The 22246-nt window shown below is 72.2% G+C and carries 25 protein-coding genes and 1 pseudogene; 10 read left to right on the forward strand and 16 right to left on the reverse strand.

The window, feature by feature from the left end:
* Nucleotides 1–72: 72 nt before the first annotated feature.
* Nucleotides 73–237 (reverse strand): hypothetical protein, encoded by a 165-nt coding sequence (locus ABZX11_RS40335; RefSeq protein WP_354923621.1) that lies wholly within the window; start codon nt 235–237, stop codon nt 73–75.
* A 155-nt stretch (nt 238–392) separates the two neighbouring features.
* Between ABZX11_RS40335 and ABZX11_RS40340 the strand changes: the two genes are divergently transcribed.
* Together ABZX11_RS40340 and ABZX11_RS40345 are read left to right on the forward strand one after the other, a co-directional pair.
* Nucleotides 393–1112 carry a methyltransferase gene (locus ABZX11_RS40340; RefSeq protein ID WP_176169958.1) on the forward strand — a complete coding sequence of 240 codons (720 nt, stop codon included), beginning with the start codon at nt 393–395 and terminating at the stop codon, nt 1110–1112.
* A complete protein-coding gene (locus ABZX11_RS40345; protein ID WP_176169957.1) occupies nt 1099–1311 on the forward strand; it encodes a CDGSH iron-sulfur domain-containing protein in 213 nt (70 codons plus the stop codon). Before ABZX11_RS40340 ends, ABZX11_RS40345 begins: the two co-directional genes overlap by 14 nt.
* A 42-nt stretch (nt 1312–1353) precedes the next feature.
* Here the strand turns inward: ABZX11_RS40345 and ABZX11_RS40350 are convergent, their stop codons facing one another.
* Together ABZX11_RS40350 and ABZX11_RS40355 are read right to left on the reverse strand one after the other, a co-directional pair.
* Complete coding sequence (locus ABZX11_RS40350) at nt 1354–2349, reverse strand: iron-containing redox enzyme family protein (protein WP_354923626.1); 996 nt, start codon at nt 2347–2349, stop codon at nt 1354–1356.
* A gap of 8 nt (nt 2350–2357) precedes the next feature.
* The gene (locus ABZX11_RS40355) at nt 2358–3491 is read right to left on the reverse strand and encodes a glutamate--cysteine ligase (protein WP_354923629.1); all 1134 of its coding nucleotides are present in this window, start codon (nt 3489–3491) and stop codon (nt 2358–2360) included.
* A 112-nt stretch (nt 3492–3603) separates the two neighbouring features.
* Here ABZX11_RS40355 and ABZX11_RS40360 point away from each other — a divergent pair, with 112 nt between their 5' ends.
* Together ABZX11_RS40360 and ABZX11_RS40365 are read left to right on the forward strand one after the other, a co-directional pair.
* A complete protein-coding gene (locus ABZX11_RS40360) occupies nt 3604–3999 on the forward strand; it encodes an STAS domain-containing protein (protein WP_354923632.1) in 396 nt (131 codons plus the stop codon).
* A 57-nt stretch (nt 4000–4056) separates the two neighbouring features.
* Complete coding sequence (locus ABZX11_RS40365) at nt 4057–5391, forward strand: sigma-70 family RNA polymerase sigma factor (protein WP_354923635.1); 1335 nt, start codon at nt 4057–4059, stop codon at nt 5389–5391.
* On the opposite strand, the gene ABZX11_RS40370 is transcribed toward ABZX11_RS40365, so the two are convergent.
* A complete protein-coding gene (locus ABZX11_RS40370; RefSeq protein WP_176169953.1) occupies nt 5388–6482 on the reverse strand; it encodes a glutamate--cysteine ligase in 1095 nt (364 codons plus the stop codon). The genes ABZX11_RS40365 and ABZX11_RS40370 overlap by 4 nt on opposite strands.
* A 96-nt stretch (nt 6483–6578) precedes the next feature.
* Here ABZX11_RS40370 and ABZX11_RS40375 point away from each other — a divergent pair, with 96 nt between their 5' ends.
* A complete protein-coding gene (locus ABZX11_RS40375) occupies nt 6579–7058 on the forward strand; it encodes a hemerythrin domain-containing protein (RefSeq protein ID WP_176169952.1) in 480 nt (159 codons plus the stop codon).
* A 51-nt stretch (nt 7059–7109) separates the two neighbouring features.
* Here the strand turns inward: ABZX11_RS40375 and ABZX11_RS40380 are convergent, their stop codons facing one another.
* Nucleotides 7110–8570, reverse strand: coding sequence for an aminotransferase class I/II-fold pyridoxal phosphate-dependent enzyme (locus ABZX11_RS40380; protein WP_354923638.1), 1461 nt, complete (start codon nt 8568–8570; stop codon nt 7110–7112).
* 80 nt (nt 8571–8650) lie between these two features.
* Here ABZX11_RS40380 and ABZX11_RS40385 point away from each other — a divergent pair, with 80 nt between their 5' ends.
* Nucleotides 8651–9838, forward strand: a complete 1188-nt coding sequence (locus ABZX11_RS40385; RefSeq protein WP_354923641.1) for an amidohydrolase — start codon at nt 8651–8653, stop codon at nt 9836–9838.
* 212 nt (nt 9839–10050) lie between these two features.
* On the opposite strand, the gene ABZX11_RS40390 is transcribed toward ABZX11_RS40385, so the two are convergent.
* The 6 genes from ABZX11_RS40390 to ABZX11_RS40415 all read right to left on the reverse strand — a co-directional run bounded on the left by ABZX11_RS40390 (nt 10051) and on the right by ABZX11_RS40415 (nt 16199).
* Complete coding sequence (locus tag ABZX11_RS40390) at nt 10051–10947, reverse strand: TauD/TfdA family dioxygenase (protein WP_354923644.1); 897 nt, start codon at nt 10945–10947, stop codon at nt 10051–10053.
* Nucleotides 10944–12257 (reverse strand): LLM class flavin-dependent oxidoreductase, encoded by a 1314-nt coding sequence (locus ABZX11_RS40395; protein ID WP_354923647.1) that lies wholly within the window; start codon nt 12255–12257, stop codon nt 10944–10946. Before ABZX11_RS40395 ends, ABZX11_RS40390 begins: the two co-directional genes overlap by 4 nt.
* On the reverse strand, nt 12254–13096 hold the full coding sequence (locus tag ABZX11_RS40400; RefSeq protein ID WP_354923650.1) for an ABC transporter permease: 843 nt from the start codon (nt 13094–13096) through the stop codon (nt 12254–12256). Before ABZX11_RS40400 ends, ABZX11_RS40395 begins: the two co-directional genes overlap by 4 nt.
* Complete coding sequence (locus ABZX11_RS40405; protein WP_354923653.1) at nt 13093–13866, reverse strand: ABC transporter ATP-binding protein; 774 nt, start codon at nt 13864–13866, stop codon at nt 13093–13095. The genes ABZX11_RS40400 and ABZX11_RS40405 overlap by 4 nt, the downstream gene beginning before the upstream one ends.
* Nucleotides 13863–14882 carry an ABC transporter substrate-binding protein gene (locus tag ABZX11_RS40410; RefSeq protein ID WP_354923655.1) on the reverse strand — a complete coding sequence of 340 codons (1020 nt, stop codon included), beginning with the start codon at nt 14880–14882 and terminating at the stop codon, nt 13863–13865. The genes ABZX11_RS40405 and ABZX11_RS40410 overlap by 4 nt, the downstream gene beginning before the upstream one ends.
* A gap of 99 nt (nt 14883–14981) precedes the next feature.
* Entirely contained in the window at nt 14982–16199 is a 1218-nt protein-coding gene (locus ABZX11_RS40415; RefSeq protein WP_354923730.1) for an ROK family transcriptional regulator, read from the reverse strand.
* Between the two features lie 89 nt (nt 16200–16288).
* On the opposite strand from ABZX11_RS40415, the gene ABZX11_RS40420 reads away from it, so the two are divergent.
* Together ABZX11_RS40420 and ABZX11_RS40425 are read left to right on the forward strand one after the other, a co-directional pair.
* Complete coding sequence (locus ABZX11_RS40420) at nt 16289–16624, forward strand: metalloregulator ArsR/SmtB family transcription factor (protein ID WP_354923657.1); 336 nt, start codon at nt 16289–16291, stop codon at nt 16622–16624.
* A gap of 1 nt (nt 16625) precedes the next feature.
* Entirely contained in the window at nt 16626–17105 is a 480-nt protein-coding gene (locus tag ABZX11_RS40425) for an SRPBCC family protein (RefSeq protein WP_354923659.1), read from the forward strand.
* Here ABZX11_RS40425 and ABZX11_RS40430 read toward each other — a convergent pair.
* Nucleotides 17074–18042, reverse strand: a complete 969-nt coding sequence (locus ABZX11_RS40430; RefSeq protein WP_354923661.1) for a YafY family protein — start codon at nt 18040–18042, stop codon at nt 17074–17076. The two genes, ABZX11_RS40425 and ABZX11_RS40430, sit on opposite strands and share 32 nt — an antisense overlap.
* A gap of 62 nt (nt 18043–18104) precedes the next feature.
* Between ABZX11_RS40430 and ABZX11_RS40435 the strand changes: the two genes are divergently transcribed.
* Nucleotides 18105–19232 carry an epoxide hydrolase gene (locus tag ABZX11_RS40435; RefSeq protein ID WP_354923663.1) on the forward strand — a complete coding sequence of 376 codons (1128 nt, stop codon included), beginning with the start codon at nt 18105–18107 and terminating at the stop codon, nt 19230–19232.
* A 75-nt stretch (nt 19233–19307) separates the two neighbouring features.
* On the opposite strand, the gene ABZX11_RS40440 is transcribed toward ABZX11_RS40435, so the two are convergent.
* Nucleotides 19308–19634 carry a DUF3140 domain-containing protein gene (locus ABZX11_RS40440; RefSeq protein WP_354923732.1) on the reverse strand — a complete coding sequence of 109 codons (327 nt, stop codon included), beginning with the start codon at nt 19632–19634 and terminating at the stop codon, nt 19308–19310.
* Between the two features lie 384 nt (nt 19635–20018).
* Nucleotides 20019–20399, reverse strand: a pseudogene (locus ABZX11_RS40445) (class I SAM-dependent methyltransferase); the annotation flags it as partial.
* A gap of 62 nt (nt 20400–20461) precedes the next feature.
* Between ABZX11_RS40445 and ABZX11_RS40450 the strand changes: the two are divergent.
* Nucleotides 20462–20671 carry a DUF2945 domain-containing protein gene (locus ABZX11_RS40450; RefSeq protein ID WP_033262310.1) on the forward strand — a complete coding sequence of 70 codons (210 nt, stop codon included), beginning with the start codon at nt 20462–20464 and terminating at the stop codon, nt 20669–20671.
* Here the strand turns inward: ABZX11_RS40450 and ABZX11_RS40455 are convergent.
* Together ABZX11_RS40455 and ABZX11_RS40460 are read right to left on the reverse strand one after the other, a co-directional pair.
* Complete coding sequence (locus ABZX11_RS40455) at nt 20668–21117, reverse strand: HIT family protein (protein WP_354923665.1); 450 nt, start codon at nt 21115–21117, stop codon at nt 20668–20670. The two genes, ABZX11_RS40450 and ABZX11_RS40455, sit on opposite strands and share 4 nt — an antisense overlap.
* A 10-nt stretch (nt 21118–21127) precedes the next feature.
* A complete protein-coding gene (locus tag ABZX11_RS40460) occupies nt 21128–22246 on the reverse strand; it encodes a helix-turn-helix domain-containing protein (RefSeq protein WP_354923667.1) in 1119 nt (372 codons plus the stop codon).

Below are 22246 nucleotides of genomic sequence, written 5' to 3' on the forward strand. Positions count from 1 at the left end.
GCACCCCCCACCACCAACTGGGGTGGCGGTCTGCCCAAAGACCCCCCCCCACCCCGGCTTCGTGGTGACCGCTCAGCCCGACTGCGGGTCGCTGTCGTCGTGCTCGTCGCCGCTCGAGGTGCCCTGCTCGCCGCGGAGGGTCTCGCGCTGGGCCTCCGGGGTGTCGCCGTGCGGGTCGTCGCCGCGGGCGCCCTCGGCGGGCTCGGTCGGGTGCTGCGTGCGCTCTTCGGACGTCATTCCTGTCCCTCCTTCACATCTCTTTCCGTTGCGGATACCCGGCTCGGCCCGGCTCAACCGCCGGCGTTTGCGGCCAAGATCACCGGGTAGCCCAGGGCGACGCGGTTGTCGACCGGCGATCGTGCCGGGGCCGCGGCGAGGTGAAGGAGACCCAGATGACCACGTCGGCGGAACCCGTCCGCCCGGGCCCCTTGGCCGCCCGGTCCGTCGTCCACCGGCCCGTACCGCCCGCCCCGCGGATGCTGCGCCTGCCCGGTGTCTACCGCCCGCAGGAGGACACCGCCCTGCTCGCGTCGGCGATCGCGGAACTGGCGATCCCGGCCGGCGCGCGTGCCCTCGACCTGTGCACCGGCACCGGCGCGCAGGCGATTACCCTGGCCCGCCGCGGTGCGGGAACCGTGTTCGCACTGGACCTTTCGCGCCGGGCACTGGCCTCGGTGCGGCTCAACGCGCTGGCCCGGCAGCTCACCGTGCGCCCGTGCCGGGGCGGCCTCGGCAGAGCACTGCGCGAAGGCCCGTTCGACGTCGTCGTCGCGAACCCGCCGTACGTGCCGTCCCCGGCGCCGGCCGTTCGGTCCACCCGCGGCTGGGACGCGGGCCCGGACGGCCGTGCGCTGCTGGACCCGCTGTGCGCTGCCGCCGGCCGGCTGCTGCGCCCGGGCGGGACGATGCTGCTCGTGCAGTCCGCCATGTCCGATGTGGACAAGTCGGCCGCGCTGCTGGCTTCGCGCGGGTTGCGGGTTTCGGTGGCCCGGCGCGCTTGGATCCCGTTCGGACCGGTCCTTTCCGGACGGACGGAGTTCCTCGAGGCGGCCGGGTTGATCGAACCGGGGCAGCGGGTGGAAGAGCTGGTGGTGCTCCGTGCCGACCGCTGACCGGGGACCTCGGCGGGTGACCGTCGTGCCGGGCGGCCCGGTGCTGGTGGAGGGGCCGGTCGAAATGAGCACGCCGGACGGGGAGCTGGTGCGCTCCGATCGCTTCGTGGTCGCGGTGTGCGCGTGCCGTCGGAGCAAGCGGTTCCCGTTCTGCGACACCAGCCACCGCAAACGCGTCCGCGTCCAGGACGGCGACTGACGAAGACGGCCTCCCGGCACGCGCCGGGAGGCCGTCGGCGGGTCAGGCCCGCAGCGAGGACTTCCCGGCCTTCCAGCGGCTCAGCAGCAGCTCGCCGAAGCGGCCTTCGAGGAACTCGGTCGCCTGGATGCCGAACACGACGTCGGCGGCCAGTTCCGGCTCCTGGTCCAGCAGGTCGCCGAGCACGTCGTGCCGCATCACCTGTTCGTGGACCGCGTCCGCTTCGATGTGCTCGGTGTAGAACAGCCGGCACGCGTCGGGGGCGCCGAGGCGCCGCAGGGCCTGGTCCATCCGCTGCGCCGAGGGTGCGGTGGTGATCTCCGCGGCGGCGAAGTGGCCGCACAGCGCGCCCCGCAGCGACCGGTGCAGGCCGAACAGCGACATCATGTTGACCACCGCCAGCATGGCGCCCGGCACCTGGTCGATGAGCTCCAGGTAGCCGTCGGGCAGCCCCGCGGCGCGCAGGAGGTCGGCGTAGAGGCGGGAGTGCGCGAGCTCCGCGCGGCCACCGCCGAACTCGTCGAACTCCACCGCCACCAGGGCGGCCTTGGCGCGGCCGCGCAGCCGGGGGATCACCCACGCGTGCGGGTCGGCTTCCTTGTGGTGGTAGATCGAGCGGTGGGTGAAGTACTCCCGCACCTGCGTCCAGTCGCCGTGGTCGCGGAGGTGGTGGGACACCCCTTCCCCGTCGATCGGCTCGACCAGCAGGGCGTCGAGTTCGGCGGTGACGTCGTCGCCGCCCGCCACGTTCTCGTGCAGCGCGGCGAGGAAGCGGGCCTCCAGCGCGCCGCGCAGGCGCAGCAGCTCCGGGTCCCATTCCCAGTCGGGGGACACCCCGGGCAGGCCCTGGTAGTGCAGTTCGTAGCACAGGTGCAGGGCCAGCTGGAGGTCGTCGCCGAGCGGGTCGGCGTCGGCGAGACCGTCGAAGTCCAGGTCCGCCCGCGGGTGCGCGCGCAGGAGAATCCCCAGCACGGACTCCGAGAGCGGGCCCCGGGCGGCCGGCAGGGTGGCCGCCCGGGCAGTGGTGGAAGTCGTCATGAGTCCGGCTACCCGGTGAGCAGCGTTCCATGCGCCGCGGGCACGGTCGCTGCGGCGAGCCACCGCACCGCGGCCGCCGTCTCGCCACCGGCGGCGGCGCGCTGCTGCGCGGCCCCGGTGCCCTCCATCCGCACGATTTCCAGCAGCTGCTGGACCTCCGGCAGGTCGCCGCTCTCCGCCAGGGGCGCCCGGACGTGCTCCAGGAGCTCGCCGACGAGGCTCCAGGCGGGCCGCCGGGTCGCGGTCACGACGTCCACGAGCTGCCCGCCGAGGCCGTGCCGCGCGGCGGCCCAGACCCCGGCCGCGGCGACCTGCGGGGACAGCGGCGGGGCTTCCCGGCCCGCGGCGAGCTCGGCCAGGGCCCGCTGCACCAGCGCCCGGCTCAGCAGGGCCTGCAGCACCGCGTGGTCGACGGTGAGCGCGGTGTCGGCGACCCGGAACTCGACCGTCGGGAACCGGCCGGACGGGCGGGCCAGCCAGAACGTCTGGTCCGGGTCGACCAGCGCCCCGCAGTCGACCAGCGCGTCCACCGCCCGGCGGTGGTCGTCGTGACTGCGGAGGTGGGGCGCGATGCCGGAGCCGGGGAAGCGGGACTGCAGGACCATCCGCCAGCTGCCGTAGCCGGTGTCGCGGCCGTGGTCGAACGGGGAGTTGGCGGAGAGGGCGAGCAGCGTGGGCAGCCACCGCCCGAGGTGGTTGACGACGGCGACCGCGGTGTCGGGGTCGGGCACGGCCACGTGGACGTGGCACCCGCAGGCCTCGTAGTCGGCGACCAGAGCGCCGTAGACGGCGTCGATCTCGGCGTAGCGTCCGGCGCTTTCGGGAGCTGGCGCGGCCGGCCCGGGCCCGACGGGCGTACCGGTGGCGAGCAGCGCGCAGTCCTCGGCCGCGGCGGCACCGGCGAGCACCCGCCGGGCGGCGGTCAGCTGGTGCCGCAGCTCCGCGGCGGTGGTGCAGACCCCGCTGACGGCCTCGAGCTGCGTCAGCCGCAGTTCCCGGTGCACGCCGACACCGTCGGGCAGCGGGCCGTGGTGCCGGTACCGCGCCAGGACGAGTTCCGCACCCGGCGACACGTGCCCGGTGCGCGGGTTCACGAGGAGGAACTCCTCTTCGACACCCATCGTGGGCGGGCCGTCGGACATGGGCGGGCTCCTTCCGGACGGGCGTGCGACGCGGTTACCCGTTCCGGTGGTGGAAATGCGCGGGGACCCTTCGCTTGTTTCGCCGTTCACACCGCGCGGGTACCTCGCACCCATGACGACTCACGAGCGGTTGCGCGTGGTGGGGGCGGACGCCCCGCCGGAGCACCGCCTGCCTTCACCCCGCGCACCGTCCGAAGGGGACCTGGGAAGCCGCATCCGCTGGAAGACCCCCGACGCGGTGGTCGTGGAGGTCACCGGGGAGATCGACCTGAACACGGTGCCCGACCTGGCGGCGCTGCTGGACGAGCACATCCGCGGCCGGCCGGGGGTGTTGCGCGTGGACCTCGGGAACGTGTGTTTCCTCGGGGCGGCGGGGATCCGGGTGCTTTTGCGCGCCCACCGCCATGCCGAGGAGGCTGGGGTTCACCTGGTGGTGGATCCGGGCGAGTCGCGGGCTGCGGTTCGGGCTTTGGAGTTGCTTGATCGCCTTTACGGGGTCGTGAGTTAGTCGAGATGGGGTACGTTTTCCGGCTAACCTCTGTGCAGCGGGACGCAGGGAGGCAGCATGCCGGAAGACGACCTGATCGGCCGATTGCAGGCCGGTGACGCAGCCGCATCGGCGGCCTTGCTGGAACTGTGCCAGGGCAAGGTCCGCAAATATCTCACCGCACGATTGCCGAATGCGGCGGACGTCGACGACTGCGTCAGCGAAATCGTCACCCGGGCCCTGGAAGCGATTCGAGCGAACCGACCGCCGAGGTCCCTCGATCCGTGGCTGATCGGAATCGCGAGCAACGTCCTCAAGGAGCGGTATCGCGAAAACGATCGCGTACGCCCGTTCGACGACCTGGGTGAGCTCTCCTACGTACCTGACGAACCCTACCTTGAGCTGGCGCACGCCAAGATCGACATCGAGGACCTGGTTTCGGTTCCCGCCGACCTGGAAACCATCATCAGCAAACGTGACCTCTGGGCGATCCTTCCTCCGGCCATCGAAAGCCTCGGCGGCGAATTGCAGCGGCTGATGAAGGAACACGTCCGGCTCAGCATCGAGCGCGACACCCTGGTGACCGGTGCGGAGCTTGCCGCCGCGCTGGATCTGCCGGTCTCCATCGTGAAAGTTCAGCTGCAGCGCGCTCGACAGCTCACCCGGGATGCGATCGTCGCGCTGGTTCTTGCCCATTCCGGCCGGGCGGACTGCCCAGTGCTGGACAGCCTGCTCGCCAACATCCTGTCTCCGGAGCAGCAAAATCTTCACCAGGGGCTGGTTCTCACCGCCGACCAGTGTGTGGTCATTTTCAGGCACGCCTTTTCGTGCCCGGTTTGCGTTCACCGCGCTCAGGAGACCGACTTCTCAGGCTTCTCGATCCCCAGCTCGACCGGTTCGCCGCACCGTGAGCCCGCACCATCGGACCTGCCGATCAGCATCTACCTCTCGGACGAAGCGATCCACGAGGAGGTCCAAAACGCCGTCGAGGACCTCGTGACCCAGGTCGGCGGCTGGATAGCCGACGCCGACGAGCCGATCCTCGGCTCGTGGTTCCGCCGCCTGCGAGCCAAGGTCCGTCTCGCCGCGCGCACGCCGAAAGGCCGCGAACTCGCGCATGTCGCCGCCCACGCGGCAGAAGCCCGGCTCGTTCTCAGCCAGGACGCGACGATCACCGCGACCATGCTGCAGAACCTCGGCCCGGTCCTCACCGCCCTGCAGCCGACGAAGGAGGCGGTCATCCGGGTGGGTGCGCTCCTGATCGTGAAGGTGGACGGCGTCGTCGGCGTCCACCAGCTCACCTCGGCCCAGCAGTTCCAGCTGGACCACCAACCCGGGCTGGCGATGGCACCCCACGAGATCCTGACCGCCCTCCAGCTCGGCCCCGGCGATCCGCCCCCGGAGTGCCCCTAGTCGCCCGTCAGCAGGTCCACCACGTCCTCGGCCCGCTTCCGCTCCGCGAACCGCCTCCGTTGCCGGTCCGCCCCGCCGCCCTCCGTGGCGAGGTGGTCCGTTCGCTCGCGGGCGAACTCCAGGTCCCCGGCCGCCTCCAGCGCCGGGGCCACCAACGCGATCAAGTCGTCCAGCACCACCTTCGTCGGCTCCAGCCCGCCGCTCTTCGGGTGCGGGCAGCAGCCCGTGACACCCTCCCTCGACGCCCGCCACAACTGCGCGCGCAGCACCTCGTTCGACAACTCCGGTGCGGCACCGTCGTCGGCGAGCGCCGTGGCCACCAGGCCGCGGGCCAGCACGCCCAACAACACTGCGTCCTCCGGGGTCGCCGCCACGTCGGCGATGCGGAACTCCAGGGTCGGCTGCTTGTCCGACAACCGGACGTCCCAGTAGATCATCCCGCGGTCGAGGATCGAGCCTGCGCGCAGCCAGCCGTCCACGATGCTCTCGTACTCGTCCAGGGACGCGAACCGCGGCGGGGGACCGGCCGACGGCCAGCGGCTCCACTGTTGATAACGCCAGCTGCAGTAGCCCGTGTCGTAGCCGTCGGAGATCGCCGAGTTCGCCGTCACCGTGAGCAGGGCCGGCAGCCACGGGCGGATCCGGTTGAGGACCTGGACGCCGCTCTCCTTGTCCGGGATCGCCACGTGCACGTGACAGCCGCACGTCAGCGATGTCCGCGCGGTGGCGCCGAAGTGCTCGGCCATCCGCTCGTAGCGCGGGTTCGGCGTGATGACCGGCGGGTCCGCCTCGAACAGCAGCGGGGACGCCGCCGGCAGCACCCGGTACCCGCGGCGCCGGGCGGCCGAGGCGAGGTCGCCGCGCAGGCCGCGCAGCTGGCGCAGGGCTTCGGTGTGGGTGCGGCAGACGTCGGTGGCCGCTTCGGCCTGGGAGCGCGTGAGTTCGTGCTGCAGTTCGCCCTGGTCGTCGCCGGCCGCCTCGGCCGCGTCGACCACGTCGTCGCCGGCGTGGGACAGCTGACCGCGGCGGTCGACGACGAAGAACTCCTCTTCGATGCCGAAAGTCAGCACATCGCGCGTGGGTTCGTTCACCGATGTTCTCCTGGGGGTCGCGGGAGTCGCATGAATACCCGTCCGGCGGTTCCGGCAAACGGGTTTTCCCGGGCGGGGAGCGGGTATCCGGGCGCCATGTCGACCGACGCGATCGTGCTGCTCAAGAACGACCACAAGACCGTGGAGAAGCTCTTCAAGCAATTCGAGAAGGCGGAGGAGGACGCGTACGACGAGAAGCGCCGGATCGCGGACTCGATCATCGAAGAGCTGACCGTCCACGCCTACATCGAGGAGGAGATCTTCTACCCGGCGGCGCGGGAAGCCGTGCCGGAGACCAAGGACCACGTCCTGGAAAGCGTCGAGGAGCACCACGTCGTGGTGTGGATGCTGTCCGAGCTGCTCGGCATGGACCCGAAGGACGAGACCTTCGATGCCAAGGTCACCGTGCTGACCGAGAACGTCCGCCACCACGTCGAAGAGGAAGAGGACGAGTGGTTCCCCGAGGTCCGCTCGGCGATGGGCCGCAAGCAGCTGCAGGAACTGGGCCAGCGGATGATCGACGCCCGCCCGAAGGCGCCGAAGAACCCGCTGGAGCTCAAGAGCGCCAAGGCCTGAGCACCGCGAAAGGGGCGGCACCTTCCCGGGAAGGTGCCGCCCCTTCCGGTGTCACTGCTTCGCGACGACGCGGATCGTCTCGAGCTCGGAGTCGGCCGGGTCCGGCAGCTGCATCCCCGCGCCGAGGCCGCTGCGGAGGTAGTCGAGCATCGGCCGGGTGAGCACCTCGCCGGGCAGCACCCCGGGCGACCCCGGCGGGTACGGCGTGATCATCTCGGCCGCGATCCGGCCCGCCGCCTCGGCCGCCGGCACCTGCTCGGCCGGGCCGAAGAACGCGTCACGCGGCAGCATCGCCGTCTCCAGCTCCATCTCCCGCGGCGACGGCAGGTCGACCTTCGGCGGCTTCTCGAACGAAGGGGCGGCCTTCAGCAGCGCGTCGAGCGCGTCGATCAGCGTTCCGGCGGTCCCGTCGTCGTCGGAGTGGTTGAACTGGGCCACCATCCGGCGGTGGTCGGCCAGGCCGACGGTGACGCGCTGGTGCTCGCGCAGCCAGTCCGCCGCCTGGTAGCCGCTGATGCCCAGCGGGTCCAGGTCGAGCACGACCTTCAGCGGGTCGACCGAGTCGGCCAGGTCCGGGCCGAGGAATTCGTCGTGCAGCACGGTGAAGCCCAGCTCGCCCAGCCGGCCGCGCACCGACTTCACCAGTGTCAGGGCGCCGTCCAGCAGCTCCTTGCCCTGTTCGGCCATTTGCCGCCGCCAGCCGTCGAGGGCGGCGTACACCAGCGAGCTCGGGCTGGTGGTGCCGAGCAGGTCCTCGCGCGCCTTCAGCACGTTCGGGTCGACGCGGTCGCCCTGCAGGTGGAAGACCGAGCTCTGCTCCACCGCGGCCCCCATCTTGTGCACGCTCGTGACGCAGACGTCGGCGCCGGCGTCCATGCCCCACGGCGGCAGGCCGTCGTGGAACGGCAGGTGCGCGCCCCACGCCTCGTCGACGATCAGCGGCAGCCCGTGCCGGTGGCACCACTCGGCGATCGCCCGGAGGTCGCCGCACGTGCCGTAGTCGGTCGGCGTCACCACCAGGGCGCCCTTGACCTCGGGGTCGCGCTCGTAGGCCTCGGCGAACTCCCGGACGCCCGGCGGGTGGCTCAGGTGCCGCTCGGCGTCCCAGTGCGGGTGCACCCACACCGGCCGGACGCCGCTGACGATCAGCCCGGAGATCACGGACTTGTGGACGTGCCGCGGTACCAGCAGCTTCTCGTGCGGGCCGGCGACGGCGAGCATCGCGCTCTTCACCGACAACGAGCTGCCGCACGTCGAGAAGAACGTGTGCTCGGCGCCGACCGCGTCGGCCATCAGCTGCTGCGCTTCCTGGAGGACGCCCTTGCGCATCAGCCGGTCGTCGAGGCCGTTGAGCGCGATGACGTCGGACTTGAACACGTCGGCCCCGACGACCTCGAGCACCCGCGGGTCGATGCCGCGGCCCTGCTTGTGCCCGGGCGCGTTGAACGGGACGTAGCCGGCGCTGTGGTAGTCGCGCAGCGCCTCGAGTACCGGTGCCTTGCTGTGGTCCATTCCGCCGGAGTAGCCGGAGCGGGCCCGCGGGAAACACCCCCGGTGGCATGAGGGTCGGTGGTTGGGGTATTCCGGAGGGCATGGAGTGGCACGAGGAGCTGCACGAGCGGGCCGACGAATGCATCGAGCACCTGGAGGAGCGCCTGTGGGCCGTCGCGACCGCGCTGCACGAGCGGCCGGAACTGTCCTATGAGGAGCACGCTGCCGCCGAACGGCTCACCACGGAACTGGCCGCGGACGGCTTCGCGGTGGAAACCGGGGTCGCCGGGCTCCCCACCGCGTTCGTCGCCCGCGTCGGCGAGGGGCGCCCGTGCGTCGCGCTGCTGCTCGAATACGACGCCCTGCCCGGCCTCGGGCACGCCTGCGGGCACAACCTGATCGCCGCGGCGGGCCTCGGTGCCGCACTGGCCGCCAAGGACGTCCTGGGGGACACCGCCGGCTCGCTGCTCGCGGTGGGCACGCCGGCCGAGGAACGCGGCGGCGGCAAGGTCGCCATGGCCGAGGCGGGCGTCTTCGACGACGTCGACGCGGCCCTGATGGTCCACCCCGGGGTCCACTCGTGGTCGTGGGCGCCGCTGACCGCCCAGGTGGAGGTGAAGGTGACCTTCCACGGCCGGGCCGCCCACCCGACCGGCGACCCGGAGCACGGCGTCGACGCCCTCGCCGCGCTGATCCAGGCCTTCGGTGCGGTCTCGGCCCTGCGCCAGCGGCTGCCGGCCGGGTCGCACGTCCAGGGGATCATCACCCACGGCGGCGAGGCGACGAACATCGTCCCCGACCGGGCCGAAGGCCGGTTCGGGCTGCGCGCGCTGACCACCGACGCGCTGGACCGCCTGGTGGAGGACGTCACGACGTGCGCGGAGGGCGCGGCGCTGGCGACCGGGACGAAGGCCGAAGTCGAACGCCTCGGCCGCGGGTACGCCCACTTCCGCGACAACGCGGTGCTCTCGGAGCGGTTCACCGAGCACCTGGCGGCGTGCGGGATCCACGCGACCCCGCCGGCGCCGGGGGTCTTCCTCGGGTCGTCGGACATCGGTGACGTCAGCGTCCGCGTCCCGGCGATCCACCCGTTCGTGGCGATCACGGCGGAGGAGATGTCGGACCACACGCCCGAGTTCGCCGCGGCCGCGGCGAGCCCCCGCGGCCGGGCGGCGATGCTGGCCTCGGCGGCGGCGCTGGCCCGCACGGTGATCGACCTGCGGACGCACCCGGCGCTGGTCAGCCGCGCGTGGGACTGCTTCCGGGACCTGGCCCGGAACGGGCGGTGACCGGGCGCCGCAGGAGCCGCTCCCCGTGGTTCATCGCCTCGACGCCCTCCGGGATCGCCTGCATGAGCCAGTTGGGGAACAGGCCCGGGTATTCACGGTGGTCCAGCTCGCCTCCCGCGCGCTCGGCGAACCGGCGGGCGTCCGGGAGCAGCGCGATCGCCGGCGCGAGTGCCCCGCCCGCGCCCGGTCACCCGGGCGCGGACGGGGCCTGACTAGGCCACCGAGGTGTAGTGCGAAGCGTCCCCTTCGAGCGACTCACTGCGGCGCCCGTCGATGCCGGCCGGGATGTCGCCCGCCACCGTGACGCGGTTGAGCCGGCGGGGCAGGCCGTCGTAGTTGTCGATCGCGTAGTGCTGGGTGATCCGGTTGTCGAACAGCACCAGCTGGTCCGGCTCCCACGCCACCCGCACGACGTTCTCCGGCCGCGTGACGTAGGACTGCAGCAGCCGCAGCAGGTCGCGTGACTCGCTCACCGACAGGCCCTCGATCCGCTGGGCGAACCCGCCGATGAACAGGCCGCGCTCGCCGGTCACCGGGTGCACCCGGACCACCGGGTGCACGGTCCGGTACTTGCGCGAGACGAACTGCGCCCGCCGGGCCTGCTCCTTCTCGTCCACCGTCTCCGGCGGCTGGACGTAGTCGTAGTCGTTGGTGTGCACCGCCCGCAGGGTGTCGGCGAAGGCGCGCAACGGCTCCGGCAGGTCCCGGTAGGCCGCCGCGGCGTTCGCGATCAGCGTCTCCCCGCCGTAGGGCGGCACCACCAGGCTGCGCAGCGTGCTGGCCTTCGGCGGGTTGAGCACGAAGGTGACGTCGGTGTGCCAGTGGTTGGCGCGGCCCTGCTCGCTGTCGACGGGCAGGATCGTCGGCGCACCCTCGACGGCGGGCACCGTCGGGTGCGCCTTGGTCAACTCGCCGAAGTGCGCGGCGAACCGCTGCTGGCCCTCGTCGTCGAGCCGGACGTTCCGGAACACCAGCGCCTTGTGCTCGTGCAGGGCGTCGGTCAGGAACGCCACCTGCGCGGCGTCGAGGTCGCCGGAGGGGTCGAAGCCGACGATCTCGGCGCCGATCCTCCCGGTCAGCTTGCGGACGTCGGTACCGATGGTGGTCATGCGGGCTCCTTCACTCGGTTGCGGTTGACGGGCCGCGGGAGGCCGTAGTGCTCGCGCAGGGTGGTGCCGGAGTACTCGGTGCGGAACAGGCCGCGCCGCTGCAGTTCCGGGACGACGAGGTCGACGAAGTCGTCGAGCCCGCCGGGCAGGGTGGGCGGCATGACGTTGAAGCCGTCGGCGGCGCCGCCGCGGAACCACGCCTCGAGCTCGTCGGCGACCTGGACCGGGGTGCCGGCGAAGACGCGGTGCCCGCGCCCGCCTGCCAGCCGTTCCAGCAGCTGCCGGATGGTGAGGTCTTCGCGCCGGGCCAGGCCGACGACCAGGTCGAACCGGCTCTGGCCGCCTTCGGTGAAGGCGCCGACCTCCGGCAGCGGGCCGTCCAGCGGGTAGCCGGTGATGTCGTGGTCGAGCATCTTCGACAGCTGCTGCAGCCCGTAGTCCGGGGTGATCAGCGCGTTCAGCTCGGCCTCGCGTGCACGGGCCTCGGCTTCGGTGCGCCCGAGGATCGGCGAGATGCCGGGCAGGATCTTGATCTCGTCCGGCGTGCGGCCGTACTTGGCGAGCCGGCCCTTGACGTCGTCGTAGAAGGCCTTGCCCTCGGGATAAGTCTGCTGCGCGGTGAACACCGCCTCGGCGTGCCGGGCCGCGTACTCCTTGCCGGTTTCCGACGACCCGGCCTGGACGAGCAGCGGGTGGCCCTGCACCGGCCGTTCGATGTTGAGGGGTCCCTGGACCTGGAAGTGCGGGCCGTCGTGGGCGATCGCGTGGATCCGGGCGGTGTCGGCGTAGACCCCGGTCGCCCGGTCGACGACCGCCGCGTCGTCGTCCCAGCTGTCCCACAGCTTCTTGACGACCTCGACGAACTCCTCGGCCCGGTCGTACCGCGCGTCGTGCGGCGGGCGCTTGGCCAGGTTGAAGTTGCGGGCCTCGTCGATGCCCGCCGAGGTGACGATGTTCCAGCCCGCGCGGCCGCCGGAGAGGTGGTCGAGCGAGGCGAACTTCCTGGCCAGGTGGTAGGGCTCGTTGTAGGTCGTCGACGCCGTCGCGATCAGTCCGATGTGGACCGTGGAGGCGGCGAGCGCCGAAAGCAGCGTCAGCGGTTCGAAGTGGCTGTGGGAGTTGTGCTTGACGTTGCCCCACAGCGCGACGCCGTCGGCGAGGAACAGCGAGTCGAGCTTGCCGCGCTCGGCGGTGCGCGCGATGTCCACGTAGTGCCGCAGCGTACGCGCCCGGTGCGGGTCGGTCGAGGGGTGCCGCCATGCGGCTTCGTGGTGGCCGTTCGGCATCACGAACGCGTTGAGGTGCATCATGCCTGCTCCTTGGGACGCCAGGTGGAAAACCGCCGTTCGAGGCCGACGAAACCGGCGTTGACGAGTACGCCGAGCAGCGAGACCGCGATGATCCCGGCGTACATCTGCTGGATCTGGAAGTTGACCTGGCTCGTGTTGATCAGGTAGCCGAGCCCGGCCTTCGCGCCGACCATCTCGGCGGCGACGAGCACGAGGATCGAATAGGACGCCGCCATCCGGATGCCGGTGAACACCGTCGGCACGGCCGAGGGCAGGATCACCTTCCGGAACAGCCGCGGGCTGGACAACCCCAGCGAGCGGGCCGCCTTGACCAGCAGCGGGTCGACCGAGTTGACCCCGGCGATCGTGTTGAGCAGCACCGGCCACACGCAGGCGTAGACCACCAGGCTGACCTTCGACAGCTCGCCGATGCCCAGCAGCAGCGTGAACACCGGCAGCAGCGCCAGCGCGGCGGTGTTGCGGGCCAGCTCCAGCAGGGGTTGCAGGAACCGCGCGACCGGCCGGTACCAGCCGATCAGCAGCCCGAGCGGGACCGCGGCGGCCACGGCCACGGCGAACCCGGCCGCGGACCGGCCGACGCTGGCCAGCAGGTGGTCGGCGAGCTCGCCGTCGAGCACGAGCTGCCAGAGGGCCGCCACGTCCTCCGACAGCGGCGGCAGGAACGTCCGGGTGCCCTCGTCGAGGACGAACCGGGGGACCAGCTCCCAGAGCAGCGCGAACAGCACGACCGCGGCGGAGGCGTGCACCGCGCGGATGAGCTTCTTCGTGAACCGGCGCGGTCCCGGCGGGGTGCCGGTGAGTCCGGTGTGGACGGTGGGAGCCTCCAGGGTGGTGGTCATCGGGCCGCGCTCCGTTCGTGTTCGGCCGCCTTGCGGACCTCGTCGTGGAGCAGCTCCCAGAGCCGGTGGCGCTGCCGGCCGAACTCGGTCCCGGAGCGCACGTCGCCGGTGCGGTCGCCGAGGTCGACGTCGACGACGGCCTTCAGCCTGCCGGGCCGCGAGGTCAGCACCGCGACGCGCTGTCCCAGGTAGACGGCTTCGTCGATGCCGTGGGTGATGAACACGATCGTCTTGCCGGTGCGGCGCCAGATCCGCAGCAGCTCCTCCTGCAGCTGCTCGCGGGTCTGCGCGTCGAGCGCGGCGAACGGCTCGTCCATCAGCAGCACGGCCGGGTCGTAGGCCAGGCTGCGGGCGATCGCGACGCGCTGCTTCATCCCACCGGACAGCTCGTGCGGGTAGCGGTCCTCGAAGCCGGACAGCCCGACCAGGGCGAGGTGCTCACGCGCCCGCTCCGCCCGCTGCCGCTTCCCGAGCGGGCCGCCTTCGAGTCCGAACTCGACGTTGGCCTGCGCGGTCCGCCACGGGAACAGCGCGTACTGCTGGAAGACGACCCCGCGGTCGAGGCCGGGACCGCGCACCGGCTCGCCGTCGATCAGCACCTCGCCCGACGTCGGGGTGGTCAGCCCGCCCAGCAGGTCCAGCAGCGTCGACTTGCCCGAGCCGCTGGGACCGACCAGGGAGATGAACGTGCCGTCGGCGATGTCGAGGGAGACGTCGTCGAGGGCGGTGAGTGCGCCGAAGGTCTTGGTCACCGAGCGGATGCCGATCACTTGGTCACCGCCGGCGCGCCGTCGCGGTAGGGGTTGAACTCGTTGGTGTAGAGCTTGGCGGTGTCGATCCTGTCGTGCTTGAGGTAGCCCTCCTGCTTGAGCCACGGCTCCCAGCGGGTGTAGTCGGTGTCGGAGATGAGGCCGCCGCGGGTGATGCCGACGCTCTTCCAGAACTTCAGCGTGTCGGTGCTTTCCTTGCGGCCACGGGCTTTGATGATCTTCGTGAAGCGGGCGATCACCTCGTCGCGCGGGGTGGTGCGCTCCCACTCGATGGCCCGTGCCACCGCGGAGACGAAGATCTTCGTGGTCTCCGGGTACTTCTTGATGAAGTCGGTGCGCAGCACGTACGGCCCGCCGTTGTACGGGCCGAACGCGCCGACGTCGGTGAACAGCGGGTGCACCCCGCCGGCCGCGACGGCGTGGTCCTGCAGGATGCCCTGCAGCGCGGCGACGTCGAGCTGGCCGTTGCGCAGCGCCTGCTCGGCGTTCACCGGCGGGATGACGACGAGCTGCACCTGCTTGATCTCGGCGTCGGAGAGGCCCTGTCCCTTCAGCCAGGTGTCGAGCACGGCCTCGAGGTTCGCCCCGGCCGTGTTGACGCCGACCTTCTTGCCGATCAGGTCGCGCGGGGTCCGGATCGGGCTGTTCACTCCTGTGTAGAAGCCGAGGAAGGTCTTGTCGTCGGAGCCGTAGTAGTTGACGACCGCCTTGACCGGCGCACCCGCCTCGACGAGCTTGACGACCGCGCCGGTGAAGGCGCCGCCGAAGTCGGTCTGGTCGGTGGCCGCCGACTGGATGTCCTGCGGGCCGCTGATCGTGTTGCCGACCCACTTCAGCTTGACCGGGCCGAAGTAGCCGAGGTCTTCGGCGAGCTCGGGCAGGGTCACGGCGTTCGCGCTGCCTTGGTAGCGCAGTTCCAGCTTCTCCGGTTGCCCGGGCGCACCGGTGGCCGTCGCCGAAGCGCAGCCGGCCAGCAGGAGCAGGGCGGCGGCGAACAGGGGCAGGGTTTTCTTCACGGTTTCGTCCGTTCCGGGAGTCGGTGGGGATGCGAGCAATTGTTCGCAAGCTCCGGACGGGCGGTCAATTTTGCGAGTTCGTGAAATAACTCCGGCGGTTCACGAGGCGCGGGGCCACCGTGTGAGAAGCGGACCGAGCGGGTCTTCGTAGAGGACGTCCAAGAGCACCGCGCCGCCGGCGGTGGCCAGCTCGGCGCCCGGGAAGCTCGTGCCCACAACGGTTTCCGCCGAGGCGGGGCCGCGTGACCGGTCGTGGACCTCGTCCCGGATGATGGGAAGGCAGTTCGGCACCCGGGCTACACTCCGATCGACCACCACGAGCACGGCCGGGTTCAGGACATCGAGCAGAAGGGCGGCCGCCTGGCCGATCAGCCGCGCGCGTTCGCGGAACATCCGCAGGGCCGTGGAATCGCCGGCCACGGCCAGTGCGAGCAATTCCGGAAAGTCCGGCCGCTCGAGCAATCCGATTTCCGCGGCCCGGCGCGCGAGCGTCGCTTCCGAAACGGCGGCCTCGAGGCAGCCGGTGCGCCCGCACCGGCACGGCTCACTGCTGTCGTCGACGCGCAGGTGCGCCACGGCCCCGGCGGCCGAGCGCGGCCCGTGGTGCACGGTCGCCCCGGTGGCGAACGCGGCGTCGACGACGTTGCCGGTGAACAGCTGCACGACGCTGTCCCGGGCCCGCGGGTGCCCGAAGAGCCGTTCGGCGTGCACCAGGGCGCGCGCGTGCCCGTCGACCTCGACGGCGAGCCCGGTGCTGCCGGCCAGCAGGTCGCGGACCGGCACGTTCCGCCAGCCGAGCAGCGGGTGCTCGACCACGGTGCCGGACGCCCGGTCGACCCAGCCGCCGGTGGCGACGCCGAGACCGAGCGGCTCGCGGTCCGGGGCGTGCCCGAGCAGCAGGTCGTCGAAGATCTCGGCGGCCCGGGCGAGCAGGTCCTCCGCGGCCAGGCCGTCGTGCGGTTCTTCGTGCTGGACCAGGACGTTCCCGCGCAGGTCGAGCAGCGCGACCGTGGCGTGGTGCACGGCCAGGTGCAGAGCGCCGGCGACGTGCCGCCCGGTGTCGAGGTCGACCGGCACGTGCGGCCGCCCGACGCCCTTGCGCGACTCCGCTTCCGGCAGCTCGCGCAGCAGTCCCAGCCGGGCCAGCTCGGCGGTGTGCCCGGTGACCGCGGCGGCGGACAGCCCGGTGCGCCGCGCGATGGTGCTGCGCGCGATCGGGCCGTCGTCGAGCACCGCCCGCAGGACGGCGCTCGCACTGGCACTGCGCCGGACCCCGCGCGCGTCCGTCCTTTGTGGACTTTCCGCCCGGCTGGTCATCGCCCGATCGTGGCAGACGACGCGGCGCGGGCCCAGTGTGCCCAGGATGCGGGCTTGACGCATACCCATATGGGAATATGATGGGTCGCGTGGCACGAGCAGCGACGACGGCCGACACCTTCAACGCGGTCGCCGAACCCCGGAGGCGGCAGATCCTCGACGTCCTCATGGACGGGGAGCGGTCGGTCGGCGACCTCGTCGACCTGCTCGGCCTGGCCCAGCCCCAGGTGTCGAAGCACCTGCGGGTGCTGCGCGAGGTGGGCGCGGTGGACGTGCGCGGCGACGGCCGCCAGCGGCTGTACCGGCTCAACGGTGCCGCGCTCAAACCCATCCACGACTGGGTCAAGCGCTACGAACGGACGTGGGCGGCACGGTTCGGCCTGATGGACGAGGTCCTCGAAGAACTCAAGGAACAGGAGCAGTGACGTGCAGATCACCACCCCGGCCGACGACCGGATCCTCATCACGCGCGAATTCGACGCACCGAGACACCTGGTCTACCGCGTGTGGACCTCCCCGGAGCTGGTGAGCCGCTGGTGGAGCGGGCACCGCGGGACCACCACCGAGGTCGAGCTGGACCTGCGGCCCGGCGGCCGCTGGCGGTACGTGGTGAAGACGAACGACGGCGCCGAGGTCGGGTTCCACGGCGAGTACCGCGAGATCGTGCCGGACGAGCGGATTGTCTACACCGAAGTGTACGAACTGCCCGGCGTCGGCCCGGACGACGTGGACGGCCCGCTCATCACCGTCACCTTCACCGCGCTCGACGGCGACCGCACGCGCCTGGAACTGCTCACCGTGACCGGCAGCCGGGAACTGCGCGACACGATCCTGCAGTCCGGCATGGAGGTCGGCGCGCAGGGGCAGATGGAGCTCATCCAGGAGCTGGCGGATTCCCTGCGTTAGCCGCGCGCAGGAACCGCTCACCCGTCTTCACCAGTGCCTCGGCGAGTTCCGGCGCGTCGAGCACCTCGAAGTCCACGTCGAGCAGGCCCAGGTACAGCGCGAGCATCTGCGCGTGGTCCGACCCGAACTCGGCGAGGCAGCGGTCCGGGCCCTCGGGCGTGAGGTCGACCGCGACCGGCAGCCGGGCCCGGACGTACTCGGCCGAGGCGTGCAGCCGCACCCGGGCGTGGAACCGCCAGGTCGCCGTGCCGACGCTGCGCCGGACGAACTGCGCCACGTCGCCTTCCGGCGGCTCGCGCGGCGTGAACCGCGGGCCGTTCGGCACCTTCGGCGTCATCCGGTCGACGCGGAAGGTGCGCCAGTCGTCGCGGGCGGTGTCCCAGGCGACCAGGTACCAGCGGCGCCCCCAGCTGACCAGCCGGTGCGGCTCCACCTCGCGGCGGCTCGGCGTGCGCTGGTGGCTCGTGTAGTCGAAGCGCAGCCGCTCGTTCGCGCGGATGGCCGCGGCAACGGCGGTCAGCACGTCGGCGTCGACGGCGGGGCCGGTGCCGGGCACCGCGACCGTCGCGGTCTGCAGGGCCCGCACCCGGTGCCGCAGCCGCGACGGCAGCACCTGCTCCAGCTTGGCCAGCGCGCGCACCGACGTCTCGCCGATGCCGGCGACGCCCGTCGCCGTCCGCAGGCCGACCGCGACGGCCACCGCTTCGTCGTCGTCCAGCAGCAGCGGCGGGAGCTGCGCGCCCGGGCCGAGCCGGTAACCGCCCTGGACACCGGGGGCGGCTTCGACCGGGTACCCGAGTTCCCGCAGCTTGCCGATGTCGCTGCGGACGGTGCGCGCGGTGACGCCGAGCCGGTCGGCCAGGTCGGCGCCGGTCCAGTCGCGCCGCGTCTCGAGCAGCGACAGCAGCCGCAGGAGACGAGCGGAGGTCTGCAACATCTTCCAAGGTTCGCACGAAACGCGGAAGGAAGTCTTCCGCAATGGCTCATAACGTGCTGCCCATGACGAACGAAATCCGCCCCTTCCGCATCGACGTCCCGCAGGCCGAGCTGGACGACCTGCACCGGCGCCTGGCTTCGGCCCGGTTCGCCGATCCCGTTCCCGGCGACGAGCCGGACTGGTCCCGCGGTATGCCCACCGCCGCCGTCCGCGAGCTGGCCGAGCACTGGCGCGCGGGCTTCGACTGGCGGGCCCACGAAGCAGCCCTGAACGCGTTCCCGCAGTTCACCACCGAAATCGACGGCCAGACGATCCACTTCCTGCACGTCCGCTCGAGCGAGGCCGACGCCGTGCCGCTGCTGCTCACCCACGGCTACCCGGGGTCGGTCGCCGAGTTCCTCGACGTCATCGGCCCGCTGACCGAGCCGGGCCCGGACGCGTTCCACGTCGTCGTCCCGTCGGTGCCCGGCTTCGGGTTCTCGACGCCGCTGAGCGGTCCGGGCTGGGAGCTGGCCCGCACGACCGACGCGTTCGCCGAGCTGATGACCCGGCTCGGCTACCACCGGTTCGCCGCGCAGGGCGGCGACCTCGGCGCGGGGGTCACCGGCCGGCTCGCGGCGGTGTACCCGAACCGCGTCATCGGCACCCACGTCAACAGCGACCGCGGCACGATCGCGCTCGCCGGTGAGCAGTTGCCGCTGCCGGAGGGCCTGTCCGAGGCCGAACAGGCCGAACTGGACGCCGCCCGCGCGAGCTGGCGGGCCGGCCGCGGCTACCTCGACCTGCAGTCGCACAAGCCGGAGACGATCGCGGCCGCGCTCACCGACTCCCCGGTCGGGCAGCTGGCCTGGATCGCGGAGAAGTTCCAGGCGTGGGCCGGCGCGGACGGCGTCGACCGCGACCGGCTGCTGACCAACGTCAGCCTCTACTGGTTCACCCGCAGCGGCGCGACCGCGGCCCGGTTCCTGTACGAGGCCGCCCACTCGGCGCACGGCTGGCTGGCGCCGTCGGACGTCCCGGCGGGCTGGGCGGTGTTCAACACCTCGCCGGTGGTCCGGCGGATCATGGACCCCGACGAGAAGATCGCGCACTGGTCCGACTTCGCCGAGGGCGGTCACTTCGCGGCGATGGAGGAGCCGGAGCTGCTGGTGGCCGACATCCGCGCGTTCTTCCGCGGCCTGCGGCCGTGAACGTCCGCGCGGCGGGTGCTGCGCCGCTGGTCCAGCGCGTGGTGGCGGGCGGCTGCACCGACCGCGCGCTGGACATCACGGCTGGTGCAGGGGATCGTGGCCCCAGTTCATCAGCGAGTGCCGCCAGGTGGTGTCCTTGACGTCGCCGGACGGGCGCTGGGCCAGGTGGCGGTGCACGTACCCGACCACCTTGCGCATGTGGGCGAGGTCGTCGCCGGTGAGGTCGTCCTTCTTCTTGTGCAGGATCTCCACGATCCGCCGGCCCGACTGGTGCCCGATCGATTCGCTGTCCTTGTGCTGCCCGGCGGCTTTCGACTCGTCGGTCCTCAGCCAGTCGTCGAGCTGCTTGGCTGTCATGTTGACGCTGTCACCGAATTCGCGGCGGGTCTCTTCGTCGTCCATCCGGGACGGGTACCCGAGGTGGCCGCGCAGCACGCAGGTCAGCATCGGAAGGGTGAACTCGCCGTCCGCGGTCTCCGGTTCGCCGGCCAGGAACGCCCGGATCCGGTCCAGAGTGTCCGCTCGTTCCCGGGGCGGCATGACCAGGACACCGGCCCGGGTGGCCAGGGCCGCCACCAGGGAATCGGCGGTGCGGCGCTGCCCGTGCGGGAACTCGGCCCGCGCCGGTGACCCGAATCGGGTGGTGTGCAACGCCTCCGCGGTTTCGGCGCGCCAGCCCGTGGGCGTGTCCCGCGGGCCGATCACCGCGCTGCCGCCGGCCCGCGCCAGCCCGGCCACCCAGCCGACCCGGTCGTCCACGACGTTCCACAGACCGGCCAGGATGCCGCCCGGCGCCAGCACCCTGGCGATCTCCGGTCCGGCGACGGCCAGGTCGAACCAGTGCAGGGCGTTGCCCGCCAGCACCGCGTCGACGGACGCGTCCGGCAGCGGGATCGCCTCGGCGCTCCCGGGCCGGGCCCGGGCGCCCGGCAGGGTCCGACGCAGCTCGGCCAGCATGGCCGGGTCGGGCTCGACCGCGGTCACGTCGAGCCCGAGGTTCACCAGGGTGGCGGTGAGCTTGCCGGTTCCGGCGCCGAGGTCGAGCACCCTCGGACCGGGCGCGGGGCCGAGCGCCCAGCGCACCGCAGCGGGCGCGTAGTCCGGGCGGTGCTCGGCATAGGCGGCGGCTGACGCGCCGAACGACGAGGCGAGCTCGTTCTTTTCCACCCGGTCACCGTAACCGCGCTTGCCTCCCGAATGAGGGGGCGGATTCGGGGTACCTGGAGCGTATGAGCAACGAATTCAAGAAGGGCGACCGCGTCAAGTGGGACGCCGGCAACCAAAGCTCCGTCGGCACCGTCGAGGAGAAGATCACCAAGGACACCCACGCCGGCAAACGCGACGTCAAAGCCTCGCCCGACAATCCCCAATACCTGGTCAAGAGCGAGAAATCCGGCAAGACCGCGGTCCACCACCCGGACAAGCTCCACAAGGCCTAACGCGCCGCGCGCACCTTCTCCGCGACCTCAGCCAGCTCGTCGCGCGACCGCACCCGCCAGTCGGCGCTCATCGTGAAGCCGTCGCCCGCGAACCGGGGGATCACGTGCAGATGGACGTGGGGGATTTCCTGGCCGGCGGCCTCCCCGTCGGCCAGGAACAGGTTGACCGCCTCGCAGCGCAGGTCCGTGCGCCGCAGGGCCGCCGCCAGTTCCTGGGCGATCGTGAACATGCGCGCCCCCGCCGACGGCGGGAGGGCGGCCAGGTCCGCGGCGTGCGCGCGGGGAAGGACCAGCAGGTGGCCGGTCGTCACCGGACGCAGGTCGACGATCGCCACGAACTCCTCGTCCTCGTGGACGAACGCCGCGGGAGCCCGGCCCGAGCCGATCGCGCAGAAAACGCATTCTCCGTCCGTGGTGGTCGCCGGCAGGCGGTGGAGTTCAGCCATGCGGGTGACCTTATCGGCCCCCGAGCCAGTGGTGCAGGGCCCACCACGAGCGCACGGCGTCGAGCACGCGGCCGCCGCTGTTCTCGGCCAGGGCCACCGGGGTGAGCTCGGCCAGCCGGTCGAGGCGGTAGCGGACGGTGTTCGGGTGCAGGTGCAGGGCATCGGCCGTGGGACGCAGGCGCTGGCCGTGGTCGAGGTAGGCCAGCGCCGTCGCGGCCAGCTCGCGGTGGAAGGAATTGCCCCGGTCGAGCGCGCCGAGCAGCCCGTCCGCGAGCAGGTCCGCCAGCCGCGGCTGGGCCGTCAACGCGACTTCGCCCGCGAGTGAAGTCAGGTCGTGGTAGCCCGGACCGGCGATCCGCGCCGCCGCTGTGCCGAGCCGGTGCACCTCGCGCAGCTCGGTGAGCGCCACGGGCGGCGCGACGACCAGCAAGGCGCCGTCGGCCAGGGCGATCCCGGCGGGCGGGCGCGCCGCCAGGCCGGTGAGCCGGCCTTCGACCAGCCCGTAGACCCCGCCGAACGCCAGCAGTGCCTGTTCGAGCGTGCGCGCCCGCGCCGGGTCGCTGACGTCGGAGACCACGCACGAGTACCGGCCTCCGGGCCGGAGCCCGGCGTGCCGGAGCTCTTCCGGCGTGGGGAAGTGGCCGTCGAGCAGCAGGGTGCGCAGCAGCTGGGTCCGGGCGTCGCGCACCGTCCGCGACAGCTGGAGCTCGGCGGCGTGGTAGCCCTTGACGATGTGCCGCTCCAGCGCGCCGGTGTAGCGCTCGGCGTCCAGCACGGTTTCGAGGATGACGTCGTCGGGCAGGCCGGCCGCCCGTGCCCGTTCGACGGCGAACCGGGCCGCCAGCGTCCGGCCGGCCTGGACCCCGCGCAGCAGATCGGTGAGCGGGACACCCTGCGCGGCGCGGTCGGCGCCCAGCGCTTCGGCGGTGGTGTAGTCCGCGCTGTCGGGGTTCGTGGTGGCCCGCAGCGCGGCCGAGAGCAGGAACCGGACGTGCCGCCGGTTCTCCGCCTCCGGTAGCCGCGCCACCTCGGGCGACTGGCTCCGCGCGGCCTTCACCAGCTCGTCGACGACGGTGTCGTCGGCGGCCATCGCGTCCAGCACCTGCCGGAGCAGCGGTGAGGCCGGCAC

The sequence above is a fragment of the Amycolatopsis sp. NPDC004169 genome (assembly GCF_040610315.1).
GTDB lineage: Bacteria > Actinomycetota > Actinomycetes > Mycobacteriales > Pseudonocardiaceae > Amycolatopsis.

Bases quoted from the DNA above. Each gene is read 5' to 3' on its own strand.
- ABZX11_RS40435 (WP_354923663.1), top strand. From the start codon at position 18,105: ATGACGAACGAAATCCGCCCCTTCCGCATCGACGTCCCGCAGGCCGAG.
- ABZX11_RS40385 (WP_354923641.1), top strand. From the start codon at position 8,651: ATGGAGTGGCACGAGGAGCTGCACGAGCGGGCCGACGAATGCATCGAG.
- ABZX11_RS40355 (WP_354923629.1), bottom strand. From the start codon at position 3,491: ATGTCCGACGGCCCGCCCACGATGGGTGTCGAAGAGGAGTTCCTCCTC.
- ABZX11_RS40360 (WP_354923632.1), top strand. From the start codon at position 3,604: ATGACGACTCACGAGCGGTTGCGCGTGGTGGGGGCGGACGCCCCGCCG.
- ABZX11_RS40455 (WP_354923665.1), bottom strand. From the start codon at position 21,117: ATGGCTGAACTCCACCGCCTGCCGGCGACCACCACGGACGGAGAATGC.
- ABZX11_RS40375 (WP_176169952.1), top strand. From the start codon at position 6,579: ATGTCGACCGACGCGATCGTGCTGCTCAAGAACGACCACAAGACCGTG.
- ABZX11_RS40440 (WP_354923732.1), bottom strand. From the start codon at position 19,634: ATGGACGACGAAGAGACCCGCCGCGAATTCGGTGACAGCGTCAACATG.
- ABZX11_RS40395 (WP_354923647.1), bottom strand. From the start codon at position 12,257: ATGATGCACCTCAACGCGTTCGTGATGCCGAACGGCCACCACGAAGCC.
- ABZX11_RS40390 (WP_354923644.1), bottom strand. From the start codon at position 10,947: ATGACCACCATCGGTACCGACGTCCGCAAGCTGACCGGGAGGATCGGC.
- ABZX11_RS40400 (WP_354923650.1), bottom strand. From the start codon at position 13,096: ATGACCACCACCCTGGAGGCTCCCACCGTCCACACCGGACTCACCGGC.
- ABZX11_RS40335 (WP_354923621.1), bottom strand. From the start codon at position 237: ATGACGTCCGAAGAGCGCACGCAGCACCCGACCGAGCCCGCCGAGGGC.
- ABZX11_RS40350 (WP_354923626.1), bottom strand. From the start codon at position 2,349: ATGACGACTTCCACCACTGCCCGGGCGGCCACCCTGCCGGCCGCCCGG.
- ABZX11_RS40450 (WP_033262310.1), top strand. From the start codon at position 20,462: ATGAGCAACGAATTCAAGAAGGGCGACCGCGTCAAGTGGGACGCCGGC.
- ABZX11_RS40430 (WP_354923661.1), bottom strand. From the start codon at position 18,042: ATGTTGCAGACCTCCGCTCGTCTCCTGCGGCTGCTGTCGCTGCTCGAG.
- ABZX11_RS40380 (WP_354923638.1), bottom strand. From the start codon at position 8,570: ATGGACCACAGCAAGGCACCGGTACTCGAGGCGCTGCGCGACTACCAC.
- ABZX11_RS40340 (WP_176169958.1), top strand. From the start codon at position 393: ATGACCACGTCGGCGGAACCCGTCCGCCCGGGCCCCTTGGCCGCCCGG.
- ABZX11_RS40415 (WP_354923730.1), bottom strand. From the start codon at position 16,199: ATGACCAGCCGGGCGGAAAGTCCACAAAGGACGGACGCGCGCGGGGTC.
- ABZX11_RS40365 (WP_354923635.1), top strand. From the start codon at position 4,057: ATGCCGGAAGACGACCTGATCGGCCGATTGCAGGCCGGTGACGCAGCC.